This window comes from Niveispirillum sp. KHB5.9 (genome assembly GCF_048066115.1).
In the GTDB taxonomy this organism is placed as follows: Bacteria; Pseudomonadota; Alphaproteobacteria; order Azospirillales; family Azospirillaceae; genus Niveispirillum.
The window spans coordinates 120,353-145,176 of record NZ_JBLTYX010000004.1 but is presented as its reverse complement, the minus strand read 5'-3'; the positions used below and the strand labels follow the sequence as shown (position 1 = coordinate 145,176).

Here is a 24,824-nt window from a genome sequence, read left to right as displayed (position 1 = left end):
AGGGATATCGGATGCGCTGCCATAAATTCGCCGCGGGCCGGGCGCAGCTTCCCAATATGAACGATGTTCCAATTCGGAACATGCTTGTTGGTGATGAGGCGATCATGGCTTTGCGTGATGTTGGCAAACTGGCGGTGGCGGCTGTTCTGGCCCTTTCCCTGGGCGTGCCACCGGCCATGGCGGGCGATCGGGACCGGGACGGCCATGGCCGGCATGATGACCGTGATCGGGGCCGTGACAATGATCGCGACAGGGGCCGGGATCGCGACCGCTGGGATGACCGTGGGCACGGTCCCGACTACCGCTACGGCTCCCCGCCGCCGGGCTGGTACGACCGGGGTGGCTACCCGGTCCGGCACTGGGATGTGCCGCCGGCCCGCCGCCGGGTCTATCGCGACGTGGTGGTCGTCCGGCCCTATGGCCACTGGTATGGCGGCTACGGCCATTACCGCCGTGACAATGACGCGCTGGCCTTTCTGGGCCTGACGGCCATCACCCTGCTGGCGCTGAATTCGCTGAACGAGACGCAGCAGCGCGCGCATGAGGATGCGCAGATCCGTGCCACCACGGCGCCGATCGGCCAGCCCATCATCTGGTCCGACGGGCAGGCCACCGGCACCGTCACCAGCCTGCGCGAGGGGCGCACGCCCCAGGGCGCCTATTGCCGCGAATTCCAGCAGCGGGTGACCATCGGTGGCCGGACGGAGGATGCCTATGGCACGGCCTGCCAGCAGCCGGACGGTTCCTGGCAGGTGGTCGGCTGAGGCCGGCGGCATGAGTCAGGCCGCCGGATGGCGGCGCCCGGCGCCTGAGGGAACAAAACCACAGGCCGGCGACCGCCGGCCCGCGACCCCATGGTCGCGTAAGCCAAGCCGCCGGATGGCGGCGCCCGGCGCCTGAGGGCACACGTTCAAGGGCTGAGCGACGCCAGCTCGGCCCTCACCTCCGTCACCTGAAGCGGGCCGCGCCCGGCGGGCACAGCCTGTCCGGGCTTGCAGCCCTCATCCATCAGGAAGCGCAGTTTCAGGTCGGGATGGGTGCTGTTGAAGGCATGGGACGGCACGGCCCCGTCGAACCACAGGATGCCGTTTTCCGCCGGCGGCGGCGCCTTGGGATCGATCATGATCTGCGCCACGAAGGCCGGGCCGGTGGGCACATCGACGATGATATGGCGGGTGCCGTAGAAACTTTCCTCGCGGATGCCGATGCGCAGGGCCACCAGTTCATCCGCCGTGGGAATGCGCTTCAGCGGCACCTTACGCCAGGCCGGCTTGTCGGCCGTCACGTCGGTCACTTCCCCGGCCAAGGTTGCCGGTGCCAGTGCCAAGCCGGCCAGAAGCAGCAAAACGGCACGCATGGGACCCCCGAGCATCAACCTTGGTGCCGTCATGATGCTTGGCGCGATACACGTATGCAATGTAAAAGTGATGGGCCATAAGCGCGTGAAAGTAGTGCCACCATTGCCCGGCCTGAAAAGCAAAACCCGCCGCGGCCGGGGCCGGGCGGGTTCGATGCCTTGGCATAAGGTGCCGGAAGCGCCTTACTTGAAGGCGATGCCCACAACCTCATAGCTCTTTGAGCCGCCGGGGGTCGTCACCTCGACGCTGTCGCCGACGGACTTGCCGATCAGCGCGCGGGCCAGCGGGCTGGTGATGCTGATCAAGCTCTGCTTGATGTCGCTCTCATCCTGGCCGACGATCTGATAGGTCACCTCTTCATCGGTGTCCTCATCCGCCAGGGTGATGGTGGCGCCGAACTTCACGGCGCTGCCGGACAGCTTCGTCGGCTCGATCACCTCGGCGCGGCTGATCTTGTCCTCCAGCTCCATCACGCGGCCTTCGATGAAGCTCTGCTTCTCACGCGCCGCATGGTACTCGGCATTTTCCGACAGATCGCCATGCTCGCGGGCTTCCGCGATGGCCTTGATCACCGCTGGACGCTCAATGCTCTTCAGGTGCTTCAACTCATCCTGCAGCCGGTTATACCCCCGAGCCGTCATGGGAACTTTTTCCATCGTGCCCTATCCCAGTAAAGGTAACCCAGAAACAAAATAAGCCTGTCGGGACGGTCTCCCGTCCCGGCCGACCAGACCGTCCTTAGTAAGAGCCGCTCAAGTAAGACTGGAGCGGGGCCACGTCCAGACCGCCGACCTTCAACGCCGAAATGGCTTCAACCGCCGCTTCGGCTCCGGCCACCGTGGTGTAGTAGGGGATGTTATTGGTCAGCGCGGTGCGGCGCAAGCTGAAGCTATCGGAAACCGCCTGCGACCCTTCGGTCGTGTTGAAGATCAGCTGGACGTCGCCGTTGATCATGGCATCGACGATGTGCGGCTGGCCTTCCACCACCTTGTTGATCGGGGAAACCTTCACGCCATTGTCGTTCAGCAGCTTGGCGGTGCCACGCGTGGCGACGACCTTGAAGCCCAGCGACACCAGCTTGGCGGCCACCGGGATCATCGACGCCTTGTCGCTGTCGCGCACAGAGATGAAGACGGTGCCTTCCTTGGGCAGGGTGACGCCCGCACCCAGCTGGCTCTTCGCGAACGCCAGCGCGAAATTCTTGTCCAGGCCCATGACCTCGCCCGTCGAGCGCATCTCCGGCCCCAGCAGCAGGTCGACGCCGGGGAAACGGTTGAACGGGAACACGGCTTCCTTGACCGCGGTATGCGGCGGGAAGGGGCCGGACAGCTTGAACTGCGACAGGGTTTCCCCGGCCATGACACGGGCCGCGATCTTGGCGATGGGTGTGCCCGTCGCCTTGGCCACGAAGGGCACCGTGCGGCTGGCGCGCGGGTTCACTTCCAGGATGTAGATGTCGTAACCACCGACGCCCGACCCGTCCGCCGACTGCTTGACCGCGAACTGGATGTTCATCAGGCCGACGACGTTCAGACCCTTGGCCAGCTTCACCGCCTGCACCGTCAGCTCGTCAATGACCGGCTTGGACAGGGTGTAGGGGGGCAGGGCGCAGGCGCTGTCACCGGAATGGATACCGGCTTCCTCGATATGCTCCATGATGCCGGCGACATAGACCTCGCCCGTGGCGTCGGCCACGGCGTCCACATCCACCTCGATGGCGTTCTGGAGATAGCTGTCGATCAGCACCGGATTGTTGCCCGACACCTTCACCGCGGTCGCGATGTAGCGGTGCAGATTGGCCATGTCATGGACGATCTCCATGGCGCGGCCGCCCAGCACATATGAGGGGCGGATGACCACGGGGAAGCCGATCTTCTCGGCCACCGCGACGGCCTCTTCCAGCGACCGGGCCAGACCGTTGGCCGGCTGGCGCAGTTCCAGCTTGTGCAGCAGCCGCTGGAACCGCTCGCGATCCTCGGCCAGATCGATGGCGTCCGGCGTGGTGCCCAGGATGGGCAGGCCCGCCTCTTCCAGGGCCTTGGCCAGCTTCAGCGGCGTCTGGCCACCGAACTGCACGATCAGGCCCTTGACCTCGCCATTCTGGCTTTCCTTCTCCACCAGCTCGATCACGTCCTCGGCCGTCAGCGATTCGAAGTAAAGTCGATCGGCGGTGTCATAGTCGGTGGAAACCGTCTCCGGATTGCAGTTGACCATGATCGTCTCATAGCCCGCTTCCTGCAGGGCATAGACGGCATGGACACAGCAATAGTCGAACTCGATCCCCTGGCCGATGCGGTTGGGACCGCCGCCCAGGATGACGACCTTCTTCCTGTCCGTCGGCGCGCTCTCGCACTCCGCCGGCTCCAGGCCGTTGCCTTCGTACGTGGAGTACATATAGGGCGTGCGGCTGGCGAATTCGGCGGCACAGGTGTCGATGCGCTTGAACACCGGGCGGACGTTCAGTCCGCGGCGATGGGCCGACACGGCCGCCTCCGGCTGCCCGGTCAGGGTGGCGATGCGGGCATCGCTGAAGCCCATGGACTTGATGCGGGCCATGGCCTGCGCGTCCAAGTTCGTAAGGCCGGCGGCGCGGATGGCCTCCTCCTCTTTCACGATGGCTTCGATCTGGCGCATGAACCAGGGGTCGTACTTGCACTCTTCATAGATCTGCTCGACGGTCCAGCCATGGCGCATGGCCTGGGCCACCATCAGCAGGCGATCCGGCGTCGGGCGGCTCAGCATGTGGCGCAGGCGGCCCTGGTCCAGATTGCCGTTGGCGTCGCGCAGGTCGATCTCGTCAAAGCCGGTCAGGCCGGTTTCCAGGCCGCGCAGCGCCTTCTGCATGCTCTCCGCGAAGGTGCGGCCGATGGCCATCACTTCACCGACCGACTTCATCGACGTGGTCAGCGTGTTATCGGCGCCGGGGAACTTCTCGAACGCGAAGCGCGGGATCTTGGTGACGACATAGTCGATCGTCGGCTCGAAGCTGGCGGGCGTGGAGCCGGTGATGTCGTTGTCCAGCTCGTCCAGCGTGTAGCCGACGGCCAGCTTGGCGGCGATCTTGGCGATGGGGAAGCCGGTGGCCTTGGACGCCAGGGCTGAGGAACGTGACACGCGCGGGTTCATCTCGATCACGACCATGCGGCCGGTTTCCGGATGCACGCCGAACTGCACGTTCGACCCGCCGGTATCCACGCCGATCTCGCGCAGCACCGTCAGGCTGGCATTGCGCATGATCTGGTATTCTTTGTCGGTCAGCGTCAGGGCAGGGGCGACGGTCATGCTGTCGCCCGTATGCACGCCCATGGCATCGATATTCTCGATGGAGCAGATGATGATGCAATTGTCCTTGCTGTCGCGGACAACCTCCATCTCATACTCTTTCCAGCCCAGCACCGATTCCTCGATCAGCACCTCATGCACGGGGCTGGCGCGCAGACCGCCGCGGACGATGTCCTCGAACTCCGCGCGGTTGAAGGCGATGCCGCCGCCGGTGCCGGCCAGCGTGAAGGACGGGCGGATGATGGCGGGCAGGCCGACCACGGCCAGCGCGTCCAGCGCCTCGTCATAATTGCGCACGACGCGCGAGCGCGGGCTTTCCAGCCCGATCTTGTCCATGGCGTCGCGGAACTTCAGCCGATCCTCGGCCTTCTCGATGACGTCGGCCTTCGCACCGATCATCTCGATGCCCAGGCGCTCCAGCGTGCCGTCATGGAACAAGGCCAGTGCCGTGTTCAGCGCCGTCTGGCCGCCCATGGTGGGCAGCAGCGCGTCGGGCCGCTCCTTCTCCAGGATCTTGGCGACGACGGCCGGCGTGATCGGCTCGATATAGGTGGCGTCGGCCAGACCGGGGTCGGTCATGATCGTGGCCGGATTGGAATTCACCAGGACGACCCGGTAGCCTTCCTCCTTCAGCGCCTTGCAGGCCTGAACGCCGGAATAGTCGAATTCGCAGGCCTGTCCGATGATGATCGGACCCGCGCCGATGATGCAGATGGATTTGATGTCGGAGCGTTTCGGCATGATCAGTCGGACCGTCTTTTTCGGGCGGGAAGGGCGAGTATGGTCGCGGCAAAACGCCCCCCGCTCCACAATGGGTGCGGGGGACGCCCGGCTGAGGCGCCTATATAGAGGGGTCGGACCGGGAATTGAAGTGCCGAGCTTGGGGCGCTGGGATGCGTCGGGCGGGATGCAAAAGATGGTGAGCGCTATCGCCTGTCACGGCCCGATATAGAAGCCACGCAGATCGTCCTGTCGCGCCGTGTAGACGGTGCAGTTGGTGGTTTCCTGGCCCTTGAAGAAATAGACCAGCCCCTCGTCACGCTTGTGATTGGGGTCGAACAGGTTCACCGCCATGCGCCCATAGGCCACGCCCCAGGGACGCTCCTCGGACCCGAAGGCGCGGTAATGCAGGTTGATCAACTGGCTGAACTGTCTGGCCCGGCAGAGTTTCGACAGTTCCAGATTGACCGTCAGCAGCCCGCGCGATGGGGCATCGAAGGCATAGACGATGCGGTCGCGCCGCTGGGGTGCGGGCCGGGGCTTGGCGATGGCGGGGTCTGTCCAGCTCTGCCAGGGCAGCTTGCCGAATCCACGGCCGTGGTTGGGCTGTGCCGGGGCGGGACGGTCGGCCAGGGCGGGGGCGGTGAGCAGCAGGCAGGCCAGGGCAAGGCCCGATATCGGCAAGCGGCGGGTCATGATCAGCGGGTGATGGCGAACCGGGCCAGGAACAGGGCGACGGCCTTCTTGCTCTCTTCCGGCAGGCTGGTGAAATTGATCTTGGTCCCGGCCTTCTTGTCCACCGAGGCAACGGTGCCCGCACCCTTCAGCCGCAGGTTCTGCTTGGGGTCCTTCAGGTTCAGGTCGAAGGTGACCGACTGCCCGACCTTCAGCTTGGCCCCGGACACGGTGACGCTGTTGACGCCCAGATTGGCGACGGTCAGTTCCTTGCCATCGATATTCAGGTGCGCGGTATATTTCGGCACCTTTACCTTCTCGATGACATCCACCTTCAGGAAGTCGAACATACCCATGCGTGGCTCCCTGGGATGTGGCACTAGGACAGGATGTTACAGGATTTTGGCAGGTTTGGCGCGAAGGAATTGGGATAGGCGGCAGGGAGGGCCGATGGGCTGTACAACGGCCCCATTCGGCGTTATCGGTTCACCAGCTCCGTTCCGGTCATTGCAGAGCCCCTTTGCGCTCACGCCAAACAGGTCCATATTTTGATGACCGGAATGCCGGAGGTGCTGCATGGAAGAACAGCTTTCGACCGCGGAGGCAGAGGCGCAGTTTGCGCGGCTGATCGACCGTGCCCGCAAGGGGGAAGAGACGGTGATCACCGATCATGGCCGCCCCGTGGCGCGGGTGTCGCCGGTTGAGCCGGAGCCGCCACCGGAGGCTGCCATCAGTTGGAAGGACCTCTATCTACAAATGCGGGAGCGTGCCCGCTTGGCGGGGATCGCACCTTTCACGGATGAAGAAAGGCGGCAGTTGCGGGATGAGGGGCGTCGGTGAGCTTTGTGATCGACAGTTCGGTGCTGATGTCGTTCCTTTTGCCCGATGAGCCGGATGACAGGACTTTGCATCTGCTGGACCGCCTATCCTATGATGGGGCGTTCGCGCCGGTGCTGTTGAAATATGAAATCATGAACGCCCTGTTGGCGGCAGAACGCCGGCGACGTGTAGAGCCATCATATCGGCTCCAGGCTTTGGCGCAGTTCCAACGGATGCCGATACAATTTGATCTGCCGACAGAACCCGATTTATGGCGGCAAGTGGCTGACTTGGCGGCCAAGCACAACCTCACCGGTTATGATGCCTCATATCTGGCATTGGCGATGCGCTTGGGTGTGCCGGTGGCAACATATGACAGGGAGATCATCGCCGCCGCGCGCTCCCTCTCTGTGCCCCTGTTCTAACCCCACCCGATTGCGCCCCGCCGCCCGCTGGGGTACAAGGCCCGCAACCATTTTCCAGACCGCCTTTTGCGAAGGATGCCGCCATGGCCGCTTATCAATATGTCTATGTGATGAAGGGTGTGACCAAGGTCTATCCCGGCGGCAAGAAGGTGTTCGAGAATATCTGGCTCAGCTTCTATCCCGGCGCCAAGATCGGCGTGCTTGGCGTGAACGGGTCGGGTAAGTCGACCCTGCTGAAGATCATGGCGGGGCTGGACAAGGATTATAATGGCGAGGCTTGGTCGGCCGAGGGCGTGAAGGTCGGCTATCTGCCGCAGGAGCCGCAGCTGAACCCGGACAAGAATGTCTGGGACAATGTCATGGAGGGTGTCGGTCCCACCAAGGCGCTGCTGGACCGGTTCAATGCGGTGTCGGAGGCCATGGCCGATCCCGACGCCGATTTCGACGCGCTGATGGCCGAACAGGCCGAGCTGCAGGAGAAGATCGACGCCGCCGACGCCTGGGACCTGGACCGCACGGTCGAGATCGCCATGGACGCGCTGCGCTGCCCGGCCGGCGACGCCGCCGTGGACAAGCTGTCGGGCGGTGAGAAGCGCCGCGTGGCGCTCTGTAAGCTGCTGCTGTCCAAGCCCGACATGCTGCTGCTGGACGAACCGACCAACCATCTGGATGCGGAGAGCGTGGCCTGGCTGCAGCGCTTCCTGGCCGATTATCCGGGCACCGTGGTGATGGTCACCCACGATCGCTACTTCCTGGATGCCGTCACGGGCTGGATCCTGGAACTGGATCGCGGTTCGGGCATCCCGTACGAGGGCAATTACTCCGCCTGGCTGGAACAGAAGCAGAAGCGTCTGGAGCAGGAAAGCCGGGAAGAGGGCGCCAAGCAGAAGAGCCTGGCCCAGGAACTGGAATGGGTTCGCGCCTCGCCCAAGGCCCGCCAGGCCAAGTCCAAGGCCCGTATCCAGGCTTACGAGGAATTGCTGGCATCCGCCAACCAGAAGGAAGCCATCGGCGAGACGCGCATCGTCATCCCGACGCCGCCACGCCTGGGCAATCTGGTCATCGAAGCGGAGAACCTGCGCAAGGGCTTCGGCGACCGGCTGCTGGTGGATGACCTGTCCTTCCGCCTGCCGCCCGGCGGCATTGTCGGCATCATCGGCCCCAACGGCGCCGGTAAGACCACCCTGTTCCGCATGATCACCGGGTCGGAGCAGCCCGATGGCGGCGCTTTCCGCGTGGGCGAGACGGTGCAGCTGGGCTATGTCGATCAGAGCCGCGACGCCCTGAACGACAAGAAGAACGTCTGGGAGGAAATCTCCGGCGGTCTGGACGTGATCGAGCTGGGCAAGAAGTCCATGCCGTCCCGCGCCTATGTCTCGGCCTTCAATTTCCGTGGCGCCGACCAGCAGAAGAAGGTCGGTCAGCTGTCGGGCGGTGAGCGCAACCGCGTGCATCTGGCCAAAATGCTGAAGTCCGGCGCCAATGTCCTGCTGCTCGACGAACCGACCAACGATCTGGACGTCGAAACGCTGCGCGCCCTGGAAGAGGCGCTGACCACCTTCCCCGGTTGCGCCGTGGTCATCTCGCACGATCGCTGGTTCCTGGACCGTCTGGCCACCCATATCCTGGCCTTCGAGGGTGACAGCCAAGTGGTGTGGTTCGAGGGCAACTACGCTGACTATGAGGCCGACAAGCGCCGCCGTTTGGGTGCCGAGGCCGATCAGCCGCACCGCATCAAGTACAAGCCGCTGGAACGCTGATCCGGGCGAAATTCGCTGTAATGGGGCCGGGGAGCAATCTCCGGCCCCAATCTCTTTTCAAGGGTTTGCCTGATGCGCCTTGTCCGCCTCATCGCCAATCTGGGCTATGGCAGCCAGCGCGACGTGAAGATGCTGTTGAAGGAAGGCCGGGTGACCCTGGCCGACGGCACCATCCTGTCCGATGGCGACAAGGCCGATCACGCCGATATCCACATCGACGGGGAGGGGTTGGACCCGGCCCAGGGTTCGGTGCTGATGCTGCACAAGCCGGCGGGCTATACCTGCTCCACTTCCGATCCCGGCCGCGTCGTCTATGAGCTGCTGCCCGAGCGGTTCGAATATCGCAACCCGATCATCGCCCCCGTCGGCCGGCTGGACCGGGATACAACCGGCCTGCTGCTGCTGACCGATGACGGCCAGCTGCTCCACCGCATCATCTCGCCCAAGGCCGATGTGCCCAAGGTGTACGAGGCGGAACTGGCAAGGCCGCTGACGGGGGAAGAGGCGGCTGTGTTCGCGTCGGGTACCATGATGCTGAAATCGGAGAAGACGCCGTTATTACCGGCCACGCTGGAGGTGCTGGGCGAGCGGCGTGCCCGGCTCACCATTCGCGAGGGGCGCTATCACCAGATCCGCCGCATGTTCGCCGCCGTGGGCAATCATGTCGAGACGTTGCACCGCGTCTCCATCGGCGGCCTGACCCTGGGCGATCTGGAAGAGGGCGAATGGCGGTTGCTGGACGCGACCGAAATCGCGTCCATATTCAAGGCCGCTTGAAGACCAATGCCTGTCCTCAGTCGCCGGCGTCGCCATCCGGCGACTTGGCTCACGCGCCATGTGGCGCGCGGCGGCAGTCGCCGCCGAATACCAGAACCCGCGAGCTGGGTTCTGGTATTACTTGGCGCCGTTGGCGCTGCCTTCGATGGCCTTGCCCGCACTCTTGATATCCTTGCCCACACCTTCGACGGTGTTGCAGGCGGAAAGCGACAGGGCGGCAATGGCAAGGGTGACGAGGGTCAGAGCGCGCTTCATGATCTTATCCGTTGTTCTGGAACTACCTGTTCCGGTTAACCCATTATCGCAAAGCGGGCCAAGATGTCCAAGCCGCCAAAAGTTAAAGAGCCGAAAGTCAGGGTCGATCAGGCTTTGGTCGATCGTGGGTTGGCCGAAAGCCGGTCCAAGGCCCAGGCATTGATCCTGGCCGGTCTGGTCTATGCCGACACGCGCCGCATCGACAAGGCCGGAGACACGGTGCCTGGGAGCCAGTTGCTGGTGGTCAAGGGCCAGGACCATCCCTGGGTCAGCCGCGGTGGGCTGAAACTGGTCAAGGGGCTGGACCAGTTCGGGATCGACCCGACGGGTTTCACCGGCATCGATGTCGGCGCCTCCACGGGCGGTTTCACCGACGTGCTGCTGACGCGCGGCGCCGCCAAGGTCTATGCCGTGGATGTCGGGCATGGGCAACTGGCCTGGAAGATCCGTGAGGATCAGCGGGTCGTGGTGCTGGAAAAGACCAATGCAAGGCACCTGACGGCCGAGATCATCCCTGATCCTGTCGATATCGTGGTCTGCGATGCCAGCTTCATCGGGCTGGAGACGGTGCTGCCGGCCGCCATGGCCCTGACCAAACCCGGTGCCTACCTGGTGGCACTGATCAAGCCGCAGTTCGAGGTGGGTAAGGGCCGCGTCGGCAAGGGCGGCGTGGTGCGCGAACCGGAGCTGCACCAGGAGGTCTGCGACCGTATCCAGGCGTGGCTGGCGGGCCAGCCGGGCTGGACGGTGCTGGGTGTGGTCGAAAGCCCTATCACGGGGCCGGAGGGGAACAAGGAATTCCTGATTGGGGGGCGGCGGGAGGGGTGATATCCCGCCCGCCTGATCCGATTTACTGGAATGCCGCCTCGGCGAAGCTGCGCAGCTTGCGGCTGTGCAGGCGCTCAAGGCCGGTGTCGCGCATCATTTCCATGGCGCGCATGCCGATGGCCAGATGCTGGTCCACGCGGGCGCGGTAGAAATGGTTGGCCATGCCGGGCAGCTTGATCTCGCCATGCAGCGGCTTGTCCGACACGCAGAGCAAGGTACCGTAGGGAACCCTGAAACGGAACCCGTTGGCGGCGACCGTCGCCGATTCCATGTCCAGTGCGATGGCGCGCGACTGGCTGAACCGCTGCACCGGCTCGCTATGGTCGCGCAGTTCCCAGTTGCGGTTGTCGATGGTGGCGACCGTGCCGGTGCGCATGATCGATTTCAGCTCCCAGCCCGACAGGCCGGTAACCTCCTCCACCGCATCCTCCAGCGCCACCTGCACCTCGGCCAGCGCCGGGACGGGAACCCAGGTGGGCAGGTCGGCATCCAGCACCTTGTCGTCGCGGACATAGCCATGGGCCAGGGCATAGTCGCCCAGCTTCTGGGTGTCGCGCAGGCCGGCACAATGGCCCAGCATCAGCCAGACATGCGGGCGCAGCACGGCGATATGGTCGCTGATCGTCTTGGCGTTGGACGGCCCGACGCCGATATTGACGATGGTGATGCCGTTGCCGTCCTTGCGCTTCAGGTGATAGGCCGGCATCTGCGGCAGGCGCGCCACCTTCTGGCCCGTGGCCTCCTTGCCGGGATGGGTGGCCTGGTTCCAGGTGATATGGTCGCCCGGTTCGATGAAGCATTTATACTGGCGGCGATAGGCCTGGGTGGCCGGATCGTCCGACGGCTCCATGATCTCCAGCCCACGGCGCACGAACTCGTCGATATAGAACTGGTAGTTCGTGAACAGCACGTAGTTCTGGAAATGGTCGGGCTTGGTCGCCGTGTAGTGCTTCAGCCGGTGCAGGCTGTAATCGACGCGCGGGGCGGTGAACAAAGCCAGCGGACGGGGCGCGCCGGGCGGCGTGACATGCGTGCCATTGACGATGCTGTCATCCATATAGACCAGATCGGGCAGGTCGAAATAGTCGCGGAGCTGGTACAGCCGCTCCGGCGTCAGGTCGCCTTCGACATGCATGCCTTCCGGGAAGGCGAACTGGATGGGAATGGGGCTGTCGCTGACACCCACCTCAAGCGGCACGCCATGGTTCTTCACCAGCAGGCTCAGCTGATGGTGAAGATAATGGTCGAACAGGTCGGGCCGGGTGATGGTGGTGCGGAACGTGCCCATGCCATGGACAAAGCCATAGGCCAGACGGCTGTCGACACGGGGTTCGCTGTCGATGCGGACCTGGATGAAGGGGTAGCAGGCGCGCACGCGCCCGCCCAGATCCTCGCCCCGGGCGAAGGCCGAAAAGCGGCCGCGCAGATATTCAACGGCTTCGTCATAAAGCGCCCGGACGCGGGCATAAGCACTATCGGCGTCGGGGAAGCTTTCCACCGACGGGTCAACGGTCGAATTGTTGGATGAAATCACTGTGCAAGCTCCTATGAGTTTGCACTTCTTTATGCGCCAGGGAGGGGGGGTTGGGAAGGGGGGATTTTTGACGGTTTCAGGATGGGGGCGGATGGTTGCCGGAAGGGCACAGTGGTGCCGTCAGGCTTTGCCGTTGGCGATCCAGGTTTGCGCATAGAACGCTATAAGCGGCAGGCTGAGGCCGATGGATTTCAAGACCAGCTTGCCGCTGCGCGTGATGCGCTTGGCAGGTGTGGTCCATTGGCCGGCATCATCGCGCCGGAACAGCTTGGCCCCTGCCTGGTCCGATTGCAGGACAAGGATTTCCTTCACCGACGGGATGCTGGTTTAGGCCCAGACATTGGCGTGCGTGCGGCCGGCATTGTGGGGTGAGAGAATTCCCACGATCAGCACCGGATCGCTAACCACCTTCTGACCACGCTTGTCCGGCGTGCAGGTGACCAGGATATCGGGGACACGCAGATTGGTGTCGCTTTCGATATGGGGCACCACAGGTGCCTCAGTCAGCACCCGGCAAGGGGAGCCGGTCTTGCGCAGATGGGCATGGATTTCGCCCGCCACGTTTCCCTGGGTCGCGCCATGGGTGGGGCTGGCAGGGGACATGCAGCGGGCTTGCCCGTCGAACAATTCCCAACGGCCAATGGGGGCGAAGGGCAGCCAATCCAGGAAGGCATCGACATGGGCTGGAGGCGGCTTCGCAATGTCAAAGCCGGGCCAATCGGCGTCGTCCGCCTCTTCAAGGGCTACGTTCATGTTAGTGCCACCCGTCAATGACCGGGTCGCATTATACGACAACGACGGAAATAGGCGTAACGCCTATTCCAGCCCCACCAGGGCCCGTGCGAACCCCTTGGCCTCGAACGGCCGCAGGTCGTAGACGCCTTCGCCCACACCGATGGCATGCACCGGCAGCTTGAACTTCTCCGCCAGCGCCACCAGCACACCGCCGCGGGCCGACCCGTCCAGCTTGGTCAGGACCAGGCCGTTGATGGACACCATGTCCTTGAACACCTCGATCTGGCTGTGGGCGTTCTGGCCGGTGGTGGCGTCCAGCGTCAGCAGGGTGGTGTGCGGGGCCTCGGGATTGATCTTCTTGATCACGCGCACGATCTTGCGCAGTTCCTCCATCAGCCCGGCCTTGTTCTGCAACCGGCCGGCAGTGTCGATCAGCAGCACGTCGGCACCGGCTTGGGTGGCCTGCTGGATGGCGTCGAAGGCCAGCCCTGCCGCATCGGCCCCGGTGTCGCGGGCGACCACGGGGCAGCCGGTACGCTCGCCCCAGACCTTGAGCTGCGCGACAGCGGCGGCGCGGAATGTGTCGCCGGCGGCCAGCCAGACATTCTTGCCCTCATCGCGGAATTGGCGGGCCAGCTTGCCGATGGTGGTGGTCTTGCCGGTGCCGTTCACACCGACCAGCAGGATGACATGCGGCTTCTTGGTGGGATCGATGACCAGTGGCTGGGCCACCGGCTCCACGATCTTCTGCACTTCGGTGGCGAGGTAATCCTTCACCTCTTCGGCCGAAACCTCCTTGCCGAAGCGGGTCTTGGCCAGGCCGGCGGTCAGGCGGGCGGCGGTGACCGGGCCCAGGTCGGCCCGGATCAGCAGTTCCTCCAACTCCTCCAGCGCCTCGTCATCGAGCTTCTTCTTGGTGAAGATGCCGGTGATGCCCTCGGTCAGGCGGCCGGTGGACTTGGACAGGCCGTCCTTCAGGCGGGAGAACCAGCTCTTGCGTTCCGGCCTGTCCTCCAACTCGGGCAGTGCCTCGACCACGGGGGCCGGCTCGATGATGGCGGGGGGCGGTTCCTCCGCTGTGTGTTCAACTGGAACCGGCTCCACCACAAGCTCGACCATTTCCGTCGGGAGAACGGCTTCGACGATCGGTTCGGGCGTGACGACCAGCTCGGCTTGCGGCTCCGGGGCTTCCGGGGTGGCGGCCGGCTTCTTCTTGAACCAGTTCAACATCAGTCGGGGACTCGTGCGGTCAGTTGCGTGCCGGCCACGCCGGTGATGGTGCAGCGGATGATCGTTCCGGTCTCATAATGATCCGGGACGATGATCTCGGCAAAGCCCTCATTGCGGCCCAGGCCCTTGCGCTCGATCAATACGTTGGCGGAATGACCAACCTGGGTCGCCAGATAGCGGGCCACCTGCGCCTCGCCGGTGGCGCGCAGACGGGCGGCGCGTTCCTTGCGGACCGGGCCGGGAACCTGGGGCATCTTGGCGGCCGGCGTGCCGGGACGGGGGCTGTAGGGAAAGACATGCAGCCAGGTCAGGCCGCATTGTTCGACGATGTCCAGGCTGTTCTGGAACATGGCATCGGTTTCGGTCGGGAAGCCGGCGATGATGTCGGCGCCGAACACCATGTCGGGGCGTAAAGCGCGCGCCTTGTCGGCAAAGGCAATGGCGTCACCGCGCAGATGGCGGCGCTTCATGCGCTTCAGGATCATGTCGTCGCCGGCCTGGAGCGACAGGTGCAGGTGCGGCATCAGGCGCGGCTCTTCCGCCACCAGCCGCCAGAGATCATCATCCATCTCCACCGCGTCCAACGACGACAGGCGCAGCCGCGGCAGGTCGGGCACCAGGGCCAGCAGGCGGCGGACCATCTGGCCCAGCGACGGCGTGCCCGGCAGGTCGGCGCCATAGGAGGTGACGTCCACCCCGGTCAGCACGACCTCGTTATAGCCGGCCTCGACCAGGGCGCGGACCTGCTGGACGATCTCTCCCATCGGCACGGAGCGGGAATTGCCGCGGCCATAGGGGATGATGCAGAAGGTGCAGCGATGGTCGCAGCCGTTTTGCACCTGCACGAAGGCGCGGGCCCGGCCCTCCATCCCCTGGATCAGGTGGCCGGCGGTTTCCTTCACGCTCATGATGTCGTTGACGACGACACGCTCGGCATTCGCCCCGCCGAATTCCACCCAGGGGGCGGCGGTCAGCTTGGCGTCATTGCCTAGCACATGGTCGACCTCGCCCATGGCGGCGAACTTCTCCGGGCTGACCTGGGCGGCGCAGCCGGTGACGATGATCTTCGATCCCGGCCGCTCGCGGCGCAGGCGACGGATGGTCTGGCGGGCCTGACGTTCGGCCTCCGCCGTCACGGCGCAGGTATTGACGATGACGACATCGTCCAGCCCGGCCTGTCGCGCATGGGTGCGCATCACTTCGGACTCATACGCATTCAGGCGGCAGCCGAACGTAACCAGCGTCGGTTCCCCGGCCCCGCCCGTCACCTCGGGCGGGCCGCCTTCGCCATGTTCATGCACATGTTCGGCATCGGCCAGGGCCGTCTCGACGCTCACAGGGCTTCTCCGCCCAAGAGGTCGGGGCCGAGATGACCAGCGAAGGAGGTGGCGACCGGTCCGGTCATCAGGACATGCCCGTCCTTGCGCCATTCGATCGTCAGGACGCCGCCATCCAGGGTGACGGCGACGCGGCGGCCCTCGACCAGTCCCCGACGGATGGCGGCCACGCCCACGGCGCAGGCCCCCGACCCGCAGGCCTGGGTGATGCCGGCCCCGCGTTCCCACACCCGCATGCGCACGGATGAGGGGCCGGTGACGCTGGCCACCTCGATATTGGCGCGGTCGGGAAAGAAGGCGTGGCGTTCCAGCTGCGGGCCCCAGGTTTCCAGGTCCACGGCCTCGGCATCCGGCACGAAATGCACGGCATGCGGGTTGCCCATATTGACGCCGACACCATCACCCAACGGCCCGGCGATGGGGGGCAGGTGCAGTGTGTCGCAAGCCTCCGCCACCGGGATCTGCTGCCAGTCCAGCCGGGCCGGGCCCATATCCACGGTGACGGTACCGTCTTCGTGCAGGCGGCAATCCAGCAGGCCGGAAATGGTCTGGATGACCAGCGCATCCCCGCCCAACCCCTTGCCAACCAGGGAAGCGACGCAGCGCGTGGCGTTGCCACAGGCCCCGGCCTCGCTGCCGTCGGGGTTCAGGATGCGCATGAAGATGTCGGCCGCCTTGTCCTGGGGCGGCTCGATCAGGATCAACTGGTCGAAACCCACCCCGCGCCGCCGGTCGCCAATGGCAACCACCTGCGTCGCCGTCAGGGGGACGGGGGTCTTGCGGGCATCAATGACCACGAAGTCATTGCCCAGCCCATGCATCTTCAAAAACGGTATCGTCATGCGGGCATATATAAGCCCGTGCGGGCAAGGCGTAAACGGCGGTGGGGACGGGGCGGGGATGCAGGGGCGTCACGGCGGGGCGACGAATGGGCGTTTGCCGCAGGAAATCCCAAGCCGGAAAAGGATGTTCGCCTTGACTGGTGCTGTATCGGCCGACAGTCGCGTGGTGATCCTGTTCCACATTCGCTCCGGGGCGGAATTGTTCACCCATTTGCCGTGCCCCTGATCATCCCATTCGATTTGCGGGTCGGAGGCAGTTATTTCGGCGCGCCGTACCATACGCGCACAGTCCAGTTCCTGACGGAACGGATGCCACTGGTTCAGGTCGGTTGCCGTAAGCTGACCATCGGCCAGCGACAGGGTGGCCTGCGCATCGGCGGGCTGATTCAGCCATGTCGGTCCACCGCGTACCCTCAATGTGAACCGCAATGAAAGCCCGTCGTCGCTGAAACGTGCGCTGCCGGACCAGTAATCGCGCTCATATTCGCTGTACAGCCAGAAAAGGCCGGCCCCGGACAGGGTGGTCGCCAGATCGTGATTGTGCAGCAGGTCGCCCGCCCCGCTGAAGACCATGAGCCTGTCAATCATGCCCGGACCCACCCGCCAGTTGACAACCAGGAAGCGTCCTTGATCATCAATCACCCAGCCAGCGGCGGGGGAGCCTTCGGGCAATGGCCTGGACCACAGGATGCGCCAGGATCCATCATCATTCAGTGCCGCGAATTCTGCGACATAGACGACCCCGGCCGTGGCGCATCGTGGCTTGTACTGTGCTTCGCTGACAGGACGTTGCGGCCTGTCCTGGAAGTGGTCATATTCCGACGGAGCGGGTGTGCAGATGTTGGTGACGGTCAGGTGGAACCGGCCGTTGGCAGATAGGATCAGCTCAGGCTCTTCGATGATGATCATGCGGGTCGTTGCATATGCGCCTTGGAGGCCGAGGGCCGATAAGGCAAGGGCTAGGAGCATCACCAATCCCAACCGCATCAGAGCCTCCTTCTCTCAGCGCTTCCCCTCGATCACCTTGAACCCATCCGCCTCCGCCACTGTGCGGCGGGACTTGAAATGCTTTTCCACCACCGCCTCATAGGGCAGGTGCTTGTTGGCGACCAGCAGCATGGTGCCGCCGCTACCCAGTGCCTCGGCCGCGCGGGTGATGAACTGCGTGCCCAGGGTCACGTCGGTGGCCTTGCCGGCATGGAAGGGCGGGTTGGTGATGACCCAGTCGAACCGGCCGCGCGGCAGGCCCGCCGTCACGTCGGCCCAATGGTACTTCAACACCGTTTCACCGGCCAGCGGCGCCACGTTCACCGCCGCCGCCGCCAGCGACGCCGCATCCGCTTCGTACAGGTCCAGGCCAGTGATCCGGCCTGGGGCGGCGCGCAGCAGTTCGGCCGACAGATAGCCCCAGCCGGCACCCAGATCGGCCACCCGGCCCCGGATCGCACCGGGGAACTGGGCGGCCAGCAGGCGGGAACCTGTATCGATCTTGTTCCAGCCATGCATGCCGGGACCGGCCGTGAAGCCCGTGGCCGCCACCGGTCGCACGGCACCGCCAGCCTGCCAGTCGGCCAGGATAGCCGGTGCCGGCCTGTCGCCCTTGCGCAGCCAAAAGGTCCGGGCGTGGTATTTCGACAGGCTTTCGACCTCCCCGAACGTATCCTTCACCGCCTTCATCAGGCTGGTCACGCCGGTGTCATTGTCGCCGCAGCAGACCAGCAGCCCGCCCACGGGCAGGGCTGCCCAGGCCCGAGCGATGCTGGCCAGGCTTTCGGCCTTGTGCTTGGTCATCATGCACAGGCCGGCCTGCCAGTCCCCCTCGGGCAGTTCCTGCACCACGCGGAACCCGGCCTTGGTCAGCGTATCGTGGGCGGGCTTGAAGCCGGTGACGCAGGTGAAAGCGCGCAGGGCCGGCGGCAATTCGCTGTCGGCCTGGACATTCAGGATGAAGCCGCTGGCGGGCAGGGGCAGCAGGGAGGATGCGAACGGGTGGTGGATGGCTTTGGCGATCGACATGGGCCAACGCCTATCCCATCACACGCCCCCTGTCGAGTGGCGTGACCGCCGATGCGAAAGGGTGTAGGCAGGGGGCAGACGTCACGGACCGCCGCCCATCATGACCAAGCCTGTTTCCCGCCAGTTCGCGACCTTCGCCCTGATCGGTGTCGGCGGCCTGTTTGTCGATATGGCGGCGCTGGCCGTGGCCCTGCATCTGTTGGGGCTGGACCCCTATGGCGGGCGCGTCTTCTCCTATCTGATGGCGGCGACCTTCACCTGGTACATGAACCGGCGATACACCTTCACGGGTGTCAGCCGCCGCGGTGCCATCCGGCAATGGGCGCGGTTCCTGGCGGCCAACGCCGTGGGGGCTTTGGTGAACTATGGTGTCTATGTGCTGGTGCTGAATGTCGGACCCTGGGTGATCGACGCCATCGGCCTGTGGCCGGAGACGCTTACGGTCCTGCTGCCCTATGCCGGGGTGGCGGCGGGCAGTGTTTCGGGCCTGGTTTTCAACTTTGTCTTGTCGAAGAAACTCGTCTTCCGCAATGCCTGATGTGACCGGGCACATCCATTAGGGTTAGAGACCACCACCCGCATGGAAAGCCTGCCTTGGCCCATGCTATGGATGCCTTAACAACAAAGGGGTGGGGAGTTTTTCGGGGCATGGCGTCGGCACGGTTCTATCGCTGGATGACCTGGGGCATGACCCTGGCGCTGGTGGCGGGTGCCGGTGCCGCCCTTTGGCAGGAGGCGCGGACATCGGCGTTCCAGTCCGAAGTGTTGGCCCGCTATGGCCGTGATCTGGGTTGGAAGGTCGAACCCGGCCCCAATCCCGATATCCGCTTCCCAGGCTCCGGCCCTTATGATGCGCGGCTGGGCTATGCCAGTCTGCCCAGTTTCGTGGAACGGCTGCTGGCCGCCGATTACCGCGTGGATCTGCAGGCACGGCCAACCCCTTCCTTGCGCGATTACATGGAATTTGGCGGTTTCGCGCCGTACCAGGAAAAGACCTCGGGCGGCCTGTCCATCCGCGACCAGATGGGGAACCCGCTGTTCGACGCCCGTTATCCCGAACGTATCTACGCCGGCTTCAACGAGGTGCCGAAGCTGGTGGCCGATACGCTGCTATTCATCGAGAATCGGGAATTGCTGGACACGACCTTCCCCAACCGCAATCCGGCGGTGGAATGGGACCGGTTCGCGCTTGCCCTGGTCAATATCCCGTTGAAGCTGATCGATCCGGACAGCCCGCGCGCCGGTGGCTCCACTCTGGCCACCCAGATCGAGAAATACCGCCATTCACCGGAGGGGCGCACCGGCAGCGGCGTGGAGAAGCTGCGCCAGATGATGTCGGCCTCGGTACGCGCCTATAAGGGCGGGGCGGAGACGACGCGGGCCCGCCATCAGATCGTGGTGGACTACCTGAACTCCACACCGCTTTCCGCGCGGCCGGGGGTGGGGGAGGTGAACGGGCTGGGGGACGGGCTCTGGGCCTGGTACGGCACAGATTTCATGGTGGCCAATCGTATCTTGCGCTCCCAGCCGAAGAATGAGGAGGACCTGCAGGTCCAGGCCGTCGTCTATAAGCAGGTGTTGAGCCTGCTGCTGGCGCAGCGACGGCCCACCGCCTATCTGGGGCCGAACGGGCGCAAGGCGCTGAACGATCTGGCCAACAGCCATCTCAGCCTGCTGGAGAAGGCGGGTGTGGTGCCCGCCCCGCTGGCTGATGCTGCCCGCTTCTTCCCGCTCCGCTTCCGCGCCGAACCGCCGCCCGTGCCGGAACCCAGCTTTGTCGAGCAGAAGGCCACCAACGCCATTCGCGCCCGCCTGCTGGGCATGCTGGGCGTGCCCAGCCTCTATGCGCTGGACCGGCTGGACCTGGCCGTGGACACGACGCTGGACCAGCCGACGCAGATGCGGGTGACCGACACGCTGAAGAAGCTGGCCGATCCGGCGCAGGCCGCGGCCCTGGGACTGGTTGGCGAACGGCTGCTGAACAATGCCGATCCGGGCCGCATCGTCTATTCCGTCACCCTGTTCGAACGCACCGCCGATGCCAATCTGGTGCGGGTGCAGGTCGACACACTGCCCCAGCCGCTGGATTTGAACGAAGGCGCCAAGCTGGACCTGGGCTCCACGGCCAAGCTGCGCACGCTGGTCACATATCTGGAGATCGTGGCCAAGCTGCATGACCGCTATATCACTCGCGAATCTTACGAGCTGGAAGCGGCGGCGATGGAGGCGCCGGACCGGCTGTCGCAATGGGTATTGCGGACCATGGCGGCACAGCCCGGCATCGGCATCGCCGGCATCCTGGATCAGGCGATGGAGCGGCAATATTCCGCCAGTCCGGGCGAACGCTTCTTCACCGGCGGCGGTCTGCACAGTTTCGGCAATTTCGATGACAAGGATGATGGCCGCATCGTGACCGTGGCGGAGGCGTTCCGCCATTCCATCAATCTGGTCTTCATCCGCATCATGCGGGACATCGTGAACCATTACGTGGCGGAGGGGCCGGACAGCCGCGACGATTTGATGGACGATCCGCGCCATCCGGCCCGCCGCACCTATCTGGCACAGTTCGCCGATCAGGAGGGCAGTGCGTATCTGAACAAGTTCTGGTCCGACTATAAGGGGCTGGAGCCGGAGGCGGCGCTGGACAAGCTGGCCAAGCGCATCCGGCCGGTGCCCGACCGGCTGTCGGTGGTGTTCCGCTCCGCCCTGCCAAACGCGCCGGTGGAGGACCTGACCCTGTTCCTGAACCGGCATTTACCGGCGGGTGGGCCGCCCGAGGCACAGGTGAAGGCGCTTTATGATCGCTATGCGCCCGACAACTGGTCCCTGAACGACCGTGGCTATATTGCCGGCGTACATCCGCTGGAACTGTGGCTGGTCTCCTATCTGCAGGACAGCCGCCGGCCGCAGCGCGGCGACATGCTGAAGGACAGCAGCGCGCCCCGCCAGGAGAGCTATAAGTGGCTGTTCTCCTCCCGCTCCAAGCGCGCCCAGGACACGCGCATCGGCATCGTGCTGGAGGAGGAGGCGTTCAACCGCATCCATGAGGAATGGACGCGGCTGGGCTATCCGTTCGGCAGCCTGCTGGCCAGCTATGCCACCGCCATCGGCAGTTCCGCCGACCGGCCCGGCGCGCTGGCGGAACTGATGGGCATCATCCTGAATGACGGCGTGCGCCTGCCCACCCTGCGCGTCGGTCGGCTGCATTTCGCGTCGGGCACGCCGTATGAGACCAGCTTCGTGCCGTCGCGCCTGCTGGACGGGGCGGAGCAGGTGATGGCACCGGAAGTGGCCCGTGTCGTTCGCCGCCATCTGCGCGACATCGTGGATAACGGTACCGCCCGGCGCGTGAAGGGCGCCTTCACCGGACAGGACGGGCAGGAGATCGCCGTGGGCGGCAAGACCGGCACGGGCGACCACCGGTTCGAACGCTATGGCCCCGGCGGGGTGGTGCTGGAAAGCCGTGTGGTCAACCGCACGGCCACCTTCGTGTTCTATATCGGCGACCGGTTCTTCGGCGTGATCACCGCCCATGTCCATGGGCCGGAGGCGGCGGAATACCGCTTCACCTCGGCCCTGCCGGCGCAGTTGCTGAAGATATTGGCCCCAGCGCTGAACCCGCTGATGAATGCCGATACGCAGACGGCGGAGCGGGGCCGGTAGGTTTTCGACACTGCTGGGCTATAATGTTTGGATTCGGAGTGACGGCCCGTTTGGGGAGTGGATCGTGTCTCAGCCTGATCGCAGCGAAGCATCTATTCGAGATGAACCAAATCCCGTTCAGCGAGAGCATGGACGATCAAGCGTTCGCAGCGGGGCGCTTTTGATCGCTGCCATGCAAGAGGCTGGCAAGCTCGGACTTGTGCTGTATCCGATAAAGGAACGCTGTCCCGTACGACCTGTTCCTTCGTTATAGCCACGAGGCACAGTTCTGTGCCCACCCCCGTCATCCACAATCCATCCACAGGCATTTCAGCTTCCCACCGCCGCCCATTGTGCTAGGGTGCGGCATCCACCCCCTACATCTAGTGTCGGTGCCATGTCCCTGTTGACGCCCAATCCCGTCTACAAGCCCTTCCGTTATCCCTGGGCCTACGAGGCCTGGCTGACGCAGCAGCGCATCCACTGGCTGCCGGAGGAAGTGCCGCTGGCCGATGACGTCAAGGATTGGCGCAACAACCTGTCGGACGGCGAGCGGAACCTGCTGACGCAGATTTTTCGGTTCTTCACCCAGGCCGATGTCGAGGTGAATAACTGCTACATGCGCCATTACAGCCGCGTGTTCCAGCCGACCGAGGTCTGCATGATGCTGGCCGCCTTCTCCGCCATGGAGACGGTGCATATCGCGGCCTACAGCCATCTGCTGGATACGATCGGCATCCCCGAAGTCGAATACTCCGCCTTCCTCCATTACAAGGAGATGAAGGACAAGTACGACTACATGCAGAATTTCAACGTCGACAGCAAACCCGACATCGCCAAGACCCTGGCCGTGTTCGGCGCCTTTACCGAGGGCCTGCAGCTGTTCGCCAGCTTCGCCATCCTGATGAACTTCCCCCGCTTCGGGAAGATGAAGGGCATGGGCCAGATCGTCACCTGGTCGGTGCGTGACGAGAGCCTGCATACCCAGTCGATCATCCAGCTGTTCAAGACCTTCATCAGCGAAAATCCCGAGGTCTGGACGCCCGCCTTCCAGGAGGAATTGTACGAGGCCTGCCGCACCATCGTGCATCACGAGGACGCCTTCATCGATCTGGCGTTCGAGATGGGTGCGGTGAGGGGCATGGAAGGCGAGGATGTGAAGAAATACATCCGCTACATCGCCGACCGCCGCCTGGTGCAGTTGGGCCTCGACCCGATCTACCAGACGGAGAAGAACCCGCTGCCCTGGATGGATGCCATCCTGAACGGGGTGGAACACACCAACTTCTTCGAGAACCGCGCCACCGAATATTCCAAGGCCGCCACCAAGGGCAGCTGGGAAGAGGCGTTCGGCGATTGATGGTCCGCGATTGAAATGGGAAAGGGCCTGCCGGTGACGGCGGGCCCTTTCTGTTTCAGCCGGTGGCCAATTTCCCGCGCCCGCGCAGCAGGCTTTCGGCCAGAGCCCCCAACCCCAATGAGGCCGCCAGTGCCAGAACGGCGACCCCGGCCATGGGCATCAGCGAAACCAGCGCCAGGGCCAGGACCGCGAGAGCATAGCGGCGCATCAGGGCCGCGGCTTCCGTTCCCGACCGGGCAGGGCCGCGGCGGATGGCAAGCGCCAGACCGAACCCGGTCACCGCGATGCCCAGCGGCACGCAGAGCAGCCACAGGCCCAGAAGCAGCAATCCCAGCGGGATACCGATGACGCTGACCATCAGCAGGGCCAGCAGCATCGGTGAGAACAGCAGGATGGAAGCACCCAGCAGCAGGTGACGGATCGGGTGCCGGCCCATGGCATCGGCCGCGCGGGTCACCGGACCCGGCAGCAGCCACAGCACGCCGGCACCCAGCAGGAACAGGGCCAGGGCCTTGCCCAGCGTGCCCAGCAGGGTGGGACCGTCGCTCACCTGGCTTTGATAGTGGTATCGAACGGTGCCGCCGACATGCACACCGTCGGGCACCGTCACCGATTGCGGTCCGGTATGGCGCAGGTCGCCCAGGATTTCCGCCCCCGGCCGTAACTCCAGAATGTTCGCCGCGACCTCCAGATCGCCCATGATCCGGCCTTCGACAACCACGCGGTTGCCGGTCAGGACGGCATCGCCATCCACCTGTCCGGACAGGGTCAGTTCCTTGGCGTCGGCCCGCAGATCGCCGGCCACATGGGCGCCCTTGTGCAGATTGATCTCCGCACCCGTCAGGGCGGCATCACCCGCAACATCGCCGTTGAGCGTGAGATCGAAGGCCGCCGCCATCAGATCGCCCCGAACCGGCCCCTTCATCGTCAGGTCGAAGGCGGCAAACACCGCATCGCCGCCGACCGGTGCCATGATCCGCACGTCGAAACCCGTACCCAGGATGTCGCCATCCACCGGTGCGTCGATGGACACCGAACAGCCGGCCGCGACCAGATCATCGGGCAAAGGGGTGTAAAGCCGCACCTCGTTGCCCGACCGGAATTCGGCCCCCGCCTGGGCCGGACCGGTCAGGATCAGCGCCGCGGCGGCAATGATCAGGAAGTGGGTGAACATTCAGGGACACTGCCTTACGGGTACCATCGGGTCTGCCATGATTGCGCCACGATTG

24 protein-coding genes are annotated in these 24,824 nt (G+C 64.6%); 9 read left to right on the top strand and 15 right to left on the bottom strand.

Annotation, left to right across the window (positions count from 1 at the left end):
• The first annotated feature begins 104 nt into the window (after positions 1-104).
• Entirely contained in the window at positions 105-764 is a 660-nt protein-coding gene (locus tag ACM9HJ_RS09500) for a hypothetical protein (RefSeq protein WP_416571478.1), read from the top strand.
• A gap of 146 nt (positions 765-910) precedes the next feature.
• Here the strand turns inward: ACM9HJ_RS09500 and ACM9HJ_RS09495 are convergent, their stop codons facing one another.
• From ACM9HJ_RS09495 to ACM9HJ_RS09475, 5 genes are all read right to left on the bottom strand, one after another.
• Complete coding sequence (locus ACM9HJ_RS09495) at positions 911-1,357, bottom strand: hypothetical protein (RefSeq protein WP_416571477.1); 447 nt, start codon at positions 1,355-1,357, stop codon at positions 911-913.
• Positions 1,358-1,540: 183 nt separating this feature from the next.
• Positions 1,541-2,014: a transcription elongation factor GreA gene (gene greA, locus ACM9HJ_RS09490; RefSeq protein ID WP_416571476.1), complete on the bottom strand. Its 474-nt coding sequence runs from the start codon at positions 2,012-2,014 to the stop codon at positions 1,541-1,543.
• An 82-nt stretch (positions 2,015-2,096) separates the two neighbouring features.
• Positions 2,097-5,381 carry a carbamoyl-phosphate synthase large subunit gene (carB, locus tag ACM9HJ_RS09485; RefSeq protein ID WP_416571475.1) on the bottom strand — a complete coding sequence of 1,095 codons (3,285 nt, stop codon included), beginning with the start codon at positions 5,379-5,381 and terminating at the stop codon, positions 2,097-2,099.
• A gap of 195 nt (positions 5,382-5,576) precedes the next feature.
• A complete protein-coding gene (locus tag ACM9HJ_RS09480) occupies positions 5,577-6,056 on the bottom strand; it encodes a hypothetical protein (protein ID WP_416571474.1) in 480 nt (159 codons plus the stop codon).
• Between the two features lie 2 nt (positions 6,057-6,058).
• Complete coding sequence (locus ACM9HJ_RS09475) at positions 6,059-6,391, bottom strand: hypothetical protein (protein WP_416571473.1); 333 nt, start codon at positions 6,389-6,391, stop codon at positions 6,059-6,061.
• Between the two features lie 220 nt (positions 6,392-6,611).
• Between ACM9HJ_RS09475 and ACM9HJ_RS09470 the strand changes: the two genes are divergently transcribed.
• The 4 genes from ACM9HJ_RS09470 to ACM9HJ_RS09455 all read left to right on the top strand — a co-directional run bounded on the left by ACM9HJ_RS09470 (position 6,612) and on the right by ACM9HJ_RS09455 (position 9,816).
• The gene (locus tag ACM9HJ_RS09470; RefSeq protein ID WP_416571472.1) at positions 6,612-6,875 is read left to right on the top strand and encodes a type II toxin-antitoxin system Phd/YefM family antitoxin; all 264 of its coding nucleotides are present in this window, start codon (positions 6,612-6,614) and stop codon (positions 6,873-6,875) included.
• Positions 6,872-7,279 carry a type II toxin-antitoxin system VapC family toxin gene (locus ACM9HJ_RS09465; protein WP_416571471.1) on the top strand — a complete coding sequence of 136 codons (408 nt, stop codon included), beginning with the start codon at positions 6,872-6,874 and terminating at the stop codon, positions 7,277-7,279. The genes ACM9HJ_RS09470 and ACM9HJ_RS09465 overlap by 4 nt, the downstream gene beginning before the upstream one ends.
• An 83-nt stretch (positions 7,280-7,362) precedes the next feature.
• Positions 7,363-9,039, top strand: coding sequence for an energy-dependent translational throttle protein EttA (gene ettA / locus ACM9HJ_RS09460; RefSeq protein WP_416571470.1), 1,677 nt, complete (start codon positions 7,363-7,365; stop codon positions 9,037-9,039).
• A 72-nt stretch (positions 9,040-9,111) separates the two neighbouring features.
• A complete protein-coding gene (locus ACM9HJ_RS09455; protein WP_416571469.1) occupies positions 9,112-9,816 on the top strand; it encodes a pseudouridine synthase in 705 nt (234 codons plus the stop codon).
• A gap of 117 nt (positions 9,817-9,933) precedes the next feature.
• Here the strand turns inward: ACM9HJ_RS09455 and ACM9HJ_RS09450 are convergent, their stop codons facing one another.
• The gene (locus tag ACM9HJ_RS09450) at positions 9,934-10,071 is read right to left on the bottom strand and encodes an entericidin A/B family lipoprotein (RefSeq protein WP_416571468.1); all 138 of its coding nucleotides are present in this window, start codon (positions 10,069-10,071) and stop codon (positions 9,934-9,936) included.
• Between the two features lie 63 nt (positions 10,072-10,134).
• Between ACM9HJ_RS09450 and ACM9HJ_RS09445 the strand changes: the two genes are divergently transcribed.
• Positions 10,135-10,899 carry a TlyA family RNA methyltransferase gene (locus ACM9HJ_RS09445; protein WP_416571467.1) on the top strand — a complete coding sequence of 255 codons (765 nt, stop codon included), beginning with the start codon at positions 10,135-10,137 and terminating at the stop codon, positions 10,897-10,899.
• A gap of 22 nt (positions 10,900-10,921) precedes the next feature.
• On the opposite strand, the gene ACM9HJ_RS09440 is transcribed toward ACM9HJ_RS09445, so the two are convergent.
• The 8 genes from ACM9HJ_RS09440 to ACM9HJ_RS09405 all read right to left on the bottom strand — a co-directional run bounded on the left by ACM9HJ_RS09440 (position 10,922) and on the right by ACM9HJ_RS09405 (position 18,593).
• The gene (locus ACM9HJ_RS09440) at positions 10,922-12,433 is read right to left on the bottom strand and encodes an AMP nucleosidase (RefSeq protein ID WP_416571466.1); all 1,512 of its coding nucleotides are present in this window, start codon (positions 12,431-12,433) and stop codon (positions 10,922-10,924) included.
• Between the two features lie 120 nt (positions 12,434-12,553).
• On the bottom strand, positions 12,554-12,745 hold the full coding sequence (locus ACM9HJ_RS09435; protein ID WP_416571465.1) for a hypothetical protein: 192 nt from the start codon (positions 12,743-12,745) through the stop codon (positions 12,554-12,556).
• A gap of 15 nt (positions 12,746-12,760) precedes the next feature.
• Positions 12,761-13,186 (bottom strand): Uma2 family endonuclease, encoded by a 426-nt coding sequence (locus ACM9HJ_RS09430; RefSeq protein WP_416571464.1) that lies wholly within the window; start codon positions 13,184-13,186, stop codon positions 12,761-12,763.
• A gap of 63 nt (positions 13,187-13,249) precedes the next feature.
• Positions 13,250-14,398 carry a signal recognition particle-docking protein FtsY gene (ftsY, locus tag ACM9HJ_RS09425; protein WP_416571463.1) on the bottom strand — a complete coding sequence of 383 codons (1,149 nt, stop codon included), beginning with the start codon at positions 14,396-14,398 and terminating at the stop codon, positions 13,250-13,252.
• Entirely contained in the window at positions 14,398-15,594 is a 1,197-nt protein-coding gene (gene mtaB, locus ACM9HJ_RS09420; protein WP_416571710.1) for a tRNA (N(6)-L-threonylcarbamoyladenosine(37)-C(2))-methylthiotransferase MtaB, read from the bottom strand. The genes ftsY and mtaB overlap by 1 nt, the downstream gene beginning before the upstream one ends.
• 137 nt (positions 15,595-15,731) lie before the next feature.
• A complete protein-coding gene (dapF, locus tag ACM9HJ_RS09415) occupies positions 15,732-16,577 on the bottom strand; it encodes a diaminopimelate epimerase (RefSeq protein ID WP_416571462.1) in 846 nt (281 codons plus the stop codon).
• A 69-nt stretch (positions 16,578-16,646) separates the two neighbouring features.
• Positions 16,647-17,486 (bottom strand): hypothetical protein, encoded by an 840-nt coding sequence (locus tag ACM9HJ_RS09410; protein ID WP_416571461.1) that lies wholly within the window; start codon positions 17,484-17,486, stop codon positions 16,647-16,649.
• A gap of 93 nt (positions 17,487-17,579) precedes the next feature.
• Positions 17,580-18,593: a class I SAM-dependent methyltransferase gene (locus ACM9HJ_RS09405; protein WP_416571460.1), complete on the bottom strand. Its 1,014-nt coding sequence runs from the start codon at positions 18,591-18,593 to the stop codon at positions 17,580-17,582.
• A gap of 100 nt (positions 18,594-18,693) precedes the next feature.
• Here ACM9HJ_RS09405 and ACM9HJ_RS09400 point away from each other — a divergent pair, with 100 nt between their 5' ends.
• From ACM9HJ_RS09400 to ACM9HJ_RS09390, 3 genes are all read left to right on the top strand, one after another.
• A complete protein-coding gene (locus ACM9HJ_RS09400) occupies positions 18,694-19,131 on the top strand; it encodes a GtrA family protein (RefSeq protein ID WP_416571459.1) in 438 nt (145 codons plus the stop codon).
• A gap of 110 nt (positions 19,132-19,241) precedes the next feature.
• Positions 19,242-22,256 carry a transglycosylase domain-containing protein gene (locus ACM9HJ_RS09395; RefSeq protein WP_416571458.1) on the top strand — a complete coding sequence of 1,005 codons (3,015 nt, stop codon included), beginning with the start codon at positions 19,242-19,244 and terminating at the stop codon, positions 22,254-22,256.
• A gap of 376 nt (positions 22,257-22,632) precedes the next feature.
• Positions 22,633-23,595 (top strand): ribonucleotide-diphosphate reductase subunit beta, encoded by a 963-nt coding sequence (locus tag ACM9HJ_RS09390; RefSeq protein WP_416571457.1) that lies wholly within the window; start codon positions 22,633-22,635, stop codon positions 23,593-23,595.
• Between the two features lie 55 nt (positions 23,596-23,650).
• Here ACM9HJ_RS09390 and ACM9HJ_RS09385 read toward each other — a convergent pair whose 3' ends face one another.
• The gene (locus tag ACM9HJ_RS09385; RefSeq protein ID WP_416571456.1) at positions 23,651-24,769 is read right to left on the bottom strand and encodes a hypothetical protein; all 1,119 of its coding nucleotides are present in this window, start codon (positions 24,767-24,769) and stop codon (positions 23,651-23,653) included.
• Positions 24,770-24,824: the final 55 nt, after the last annotated feature.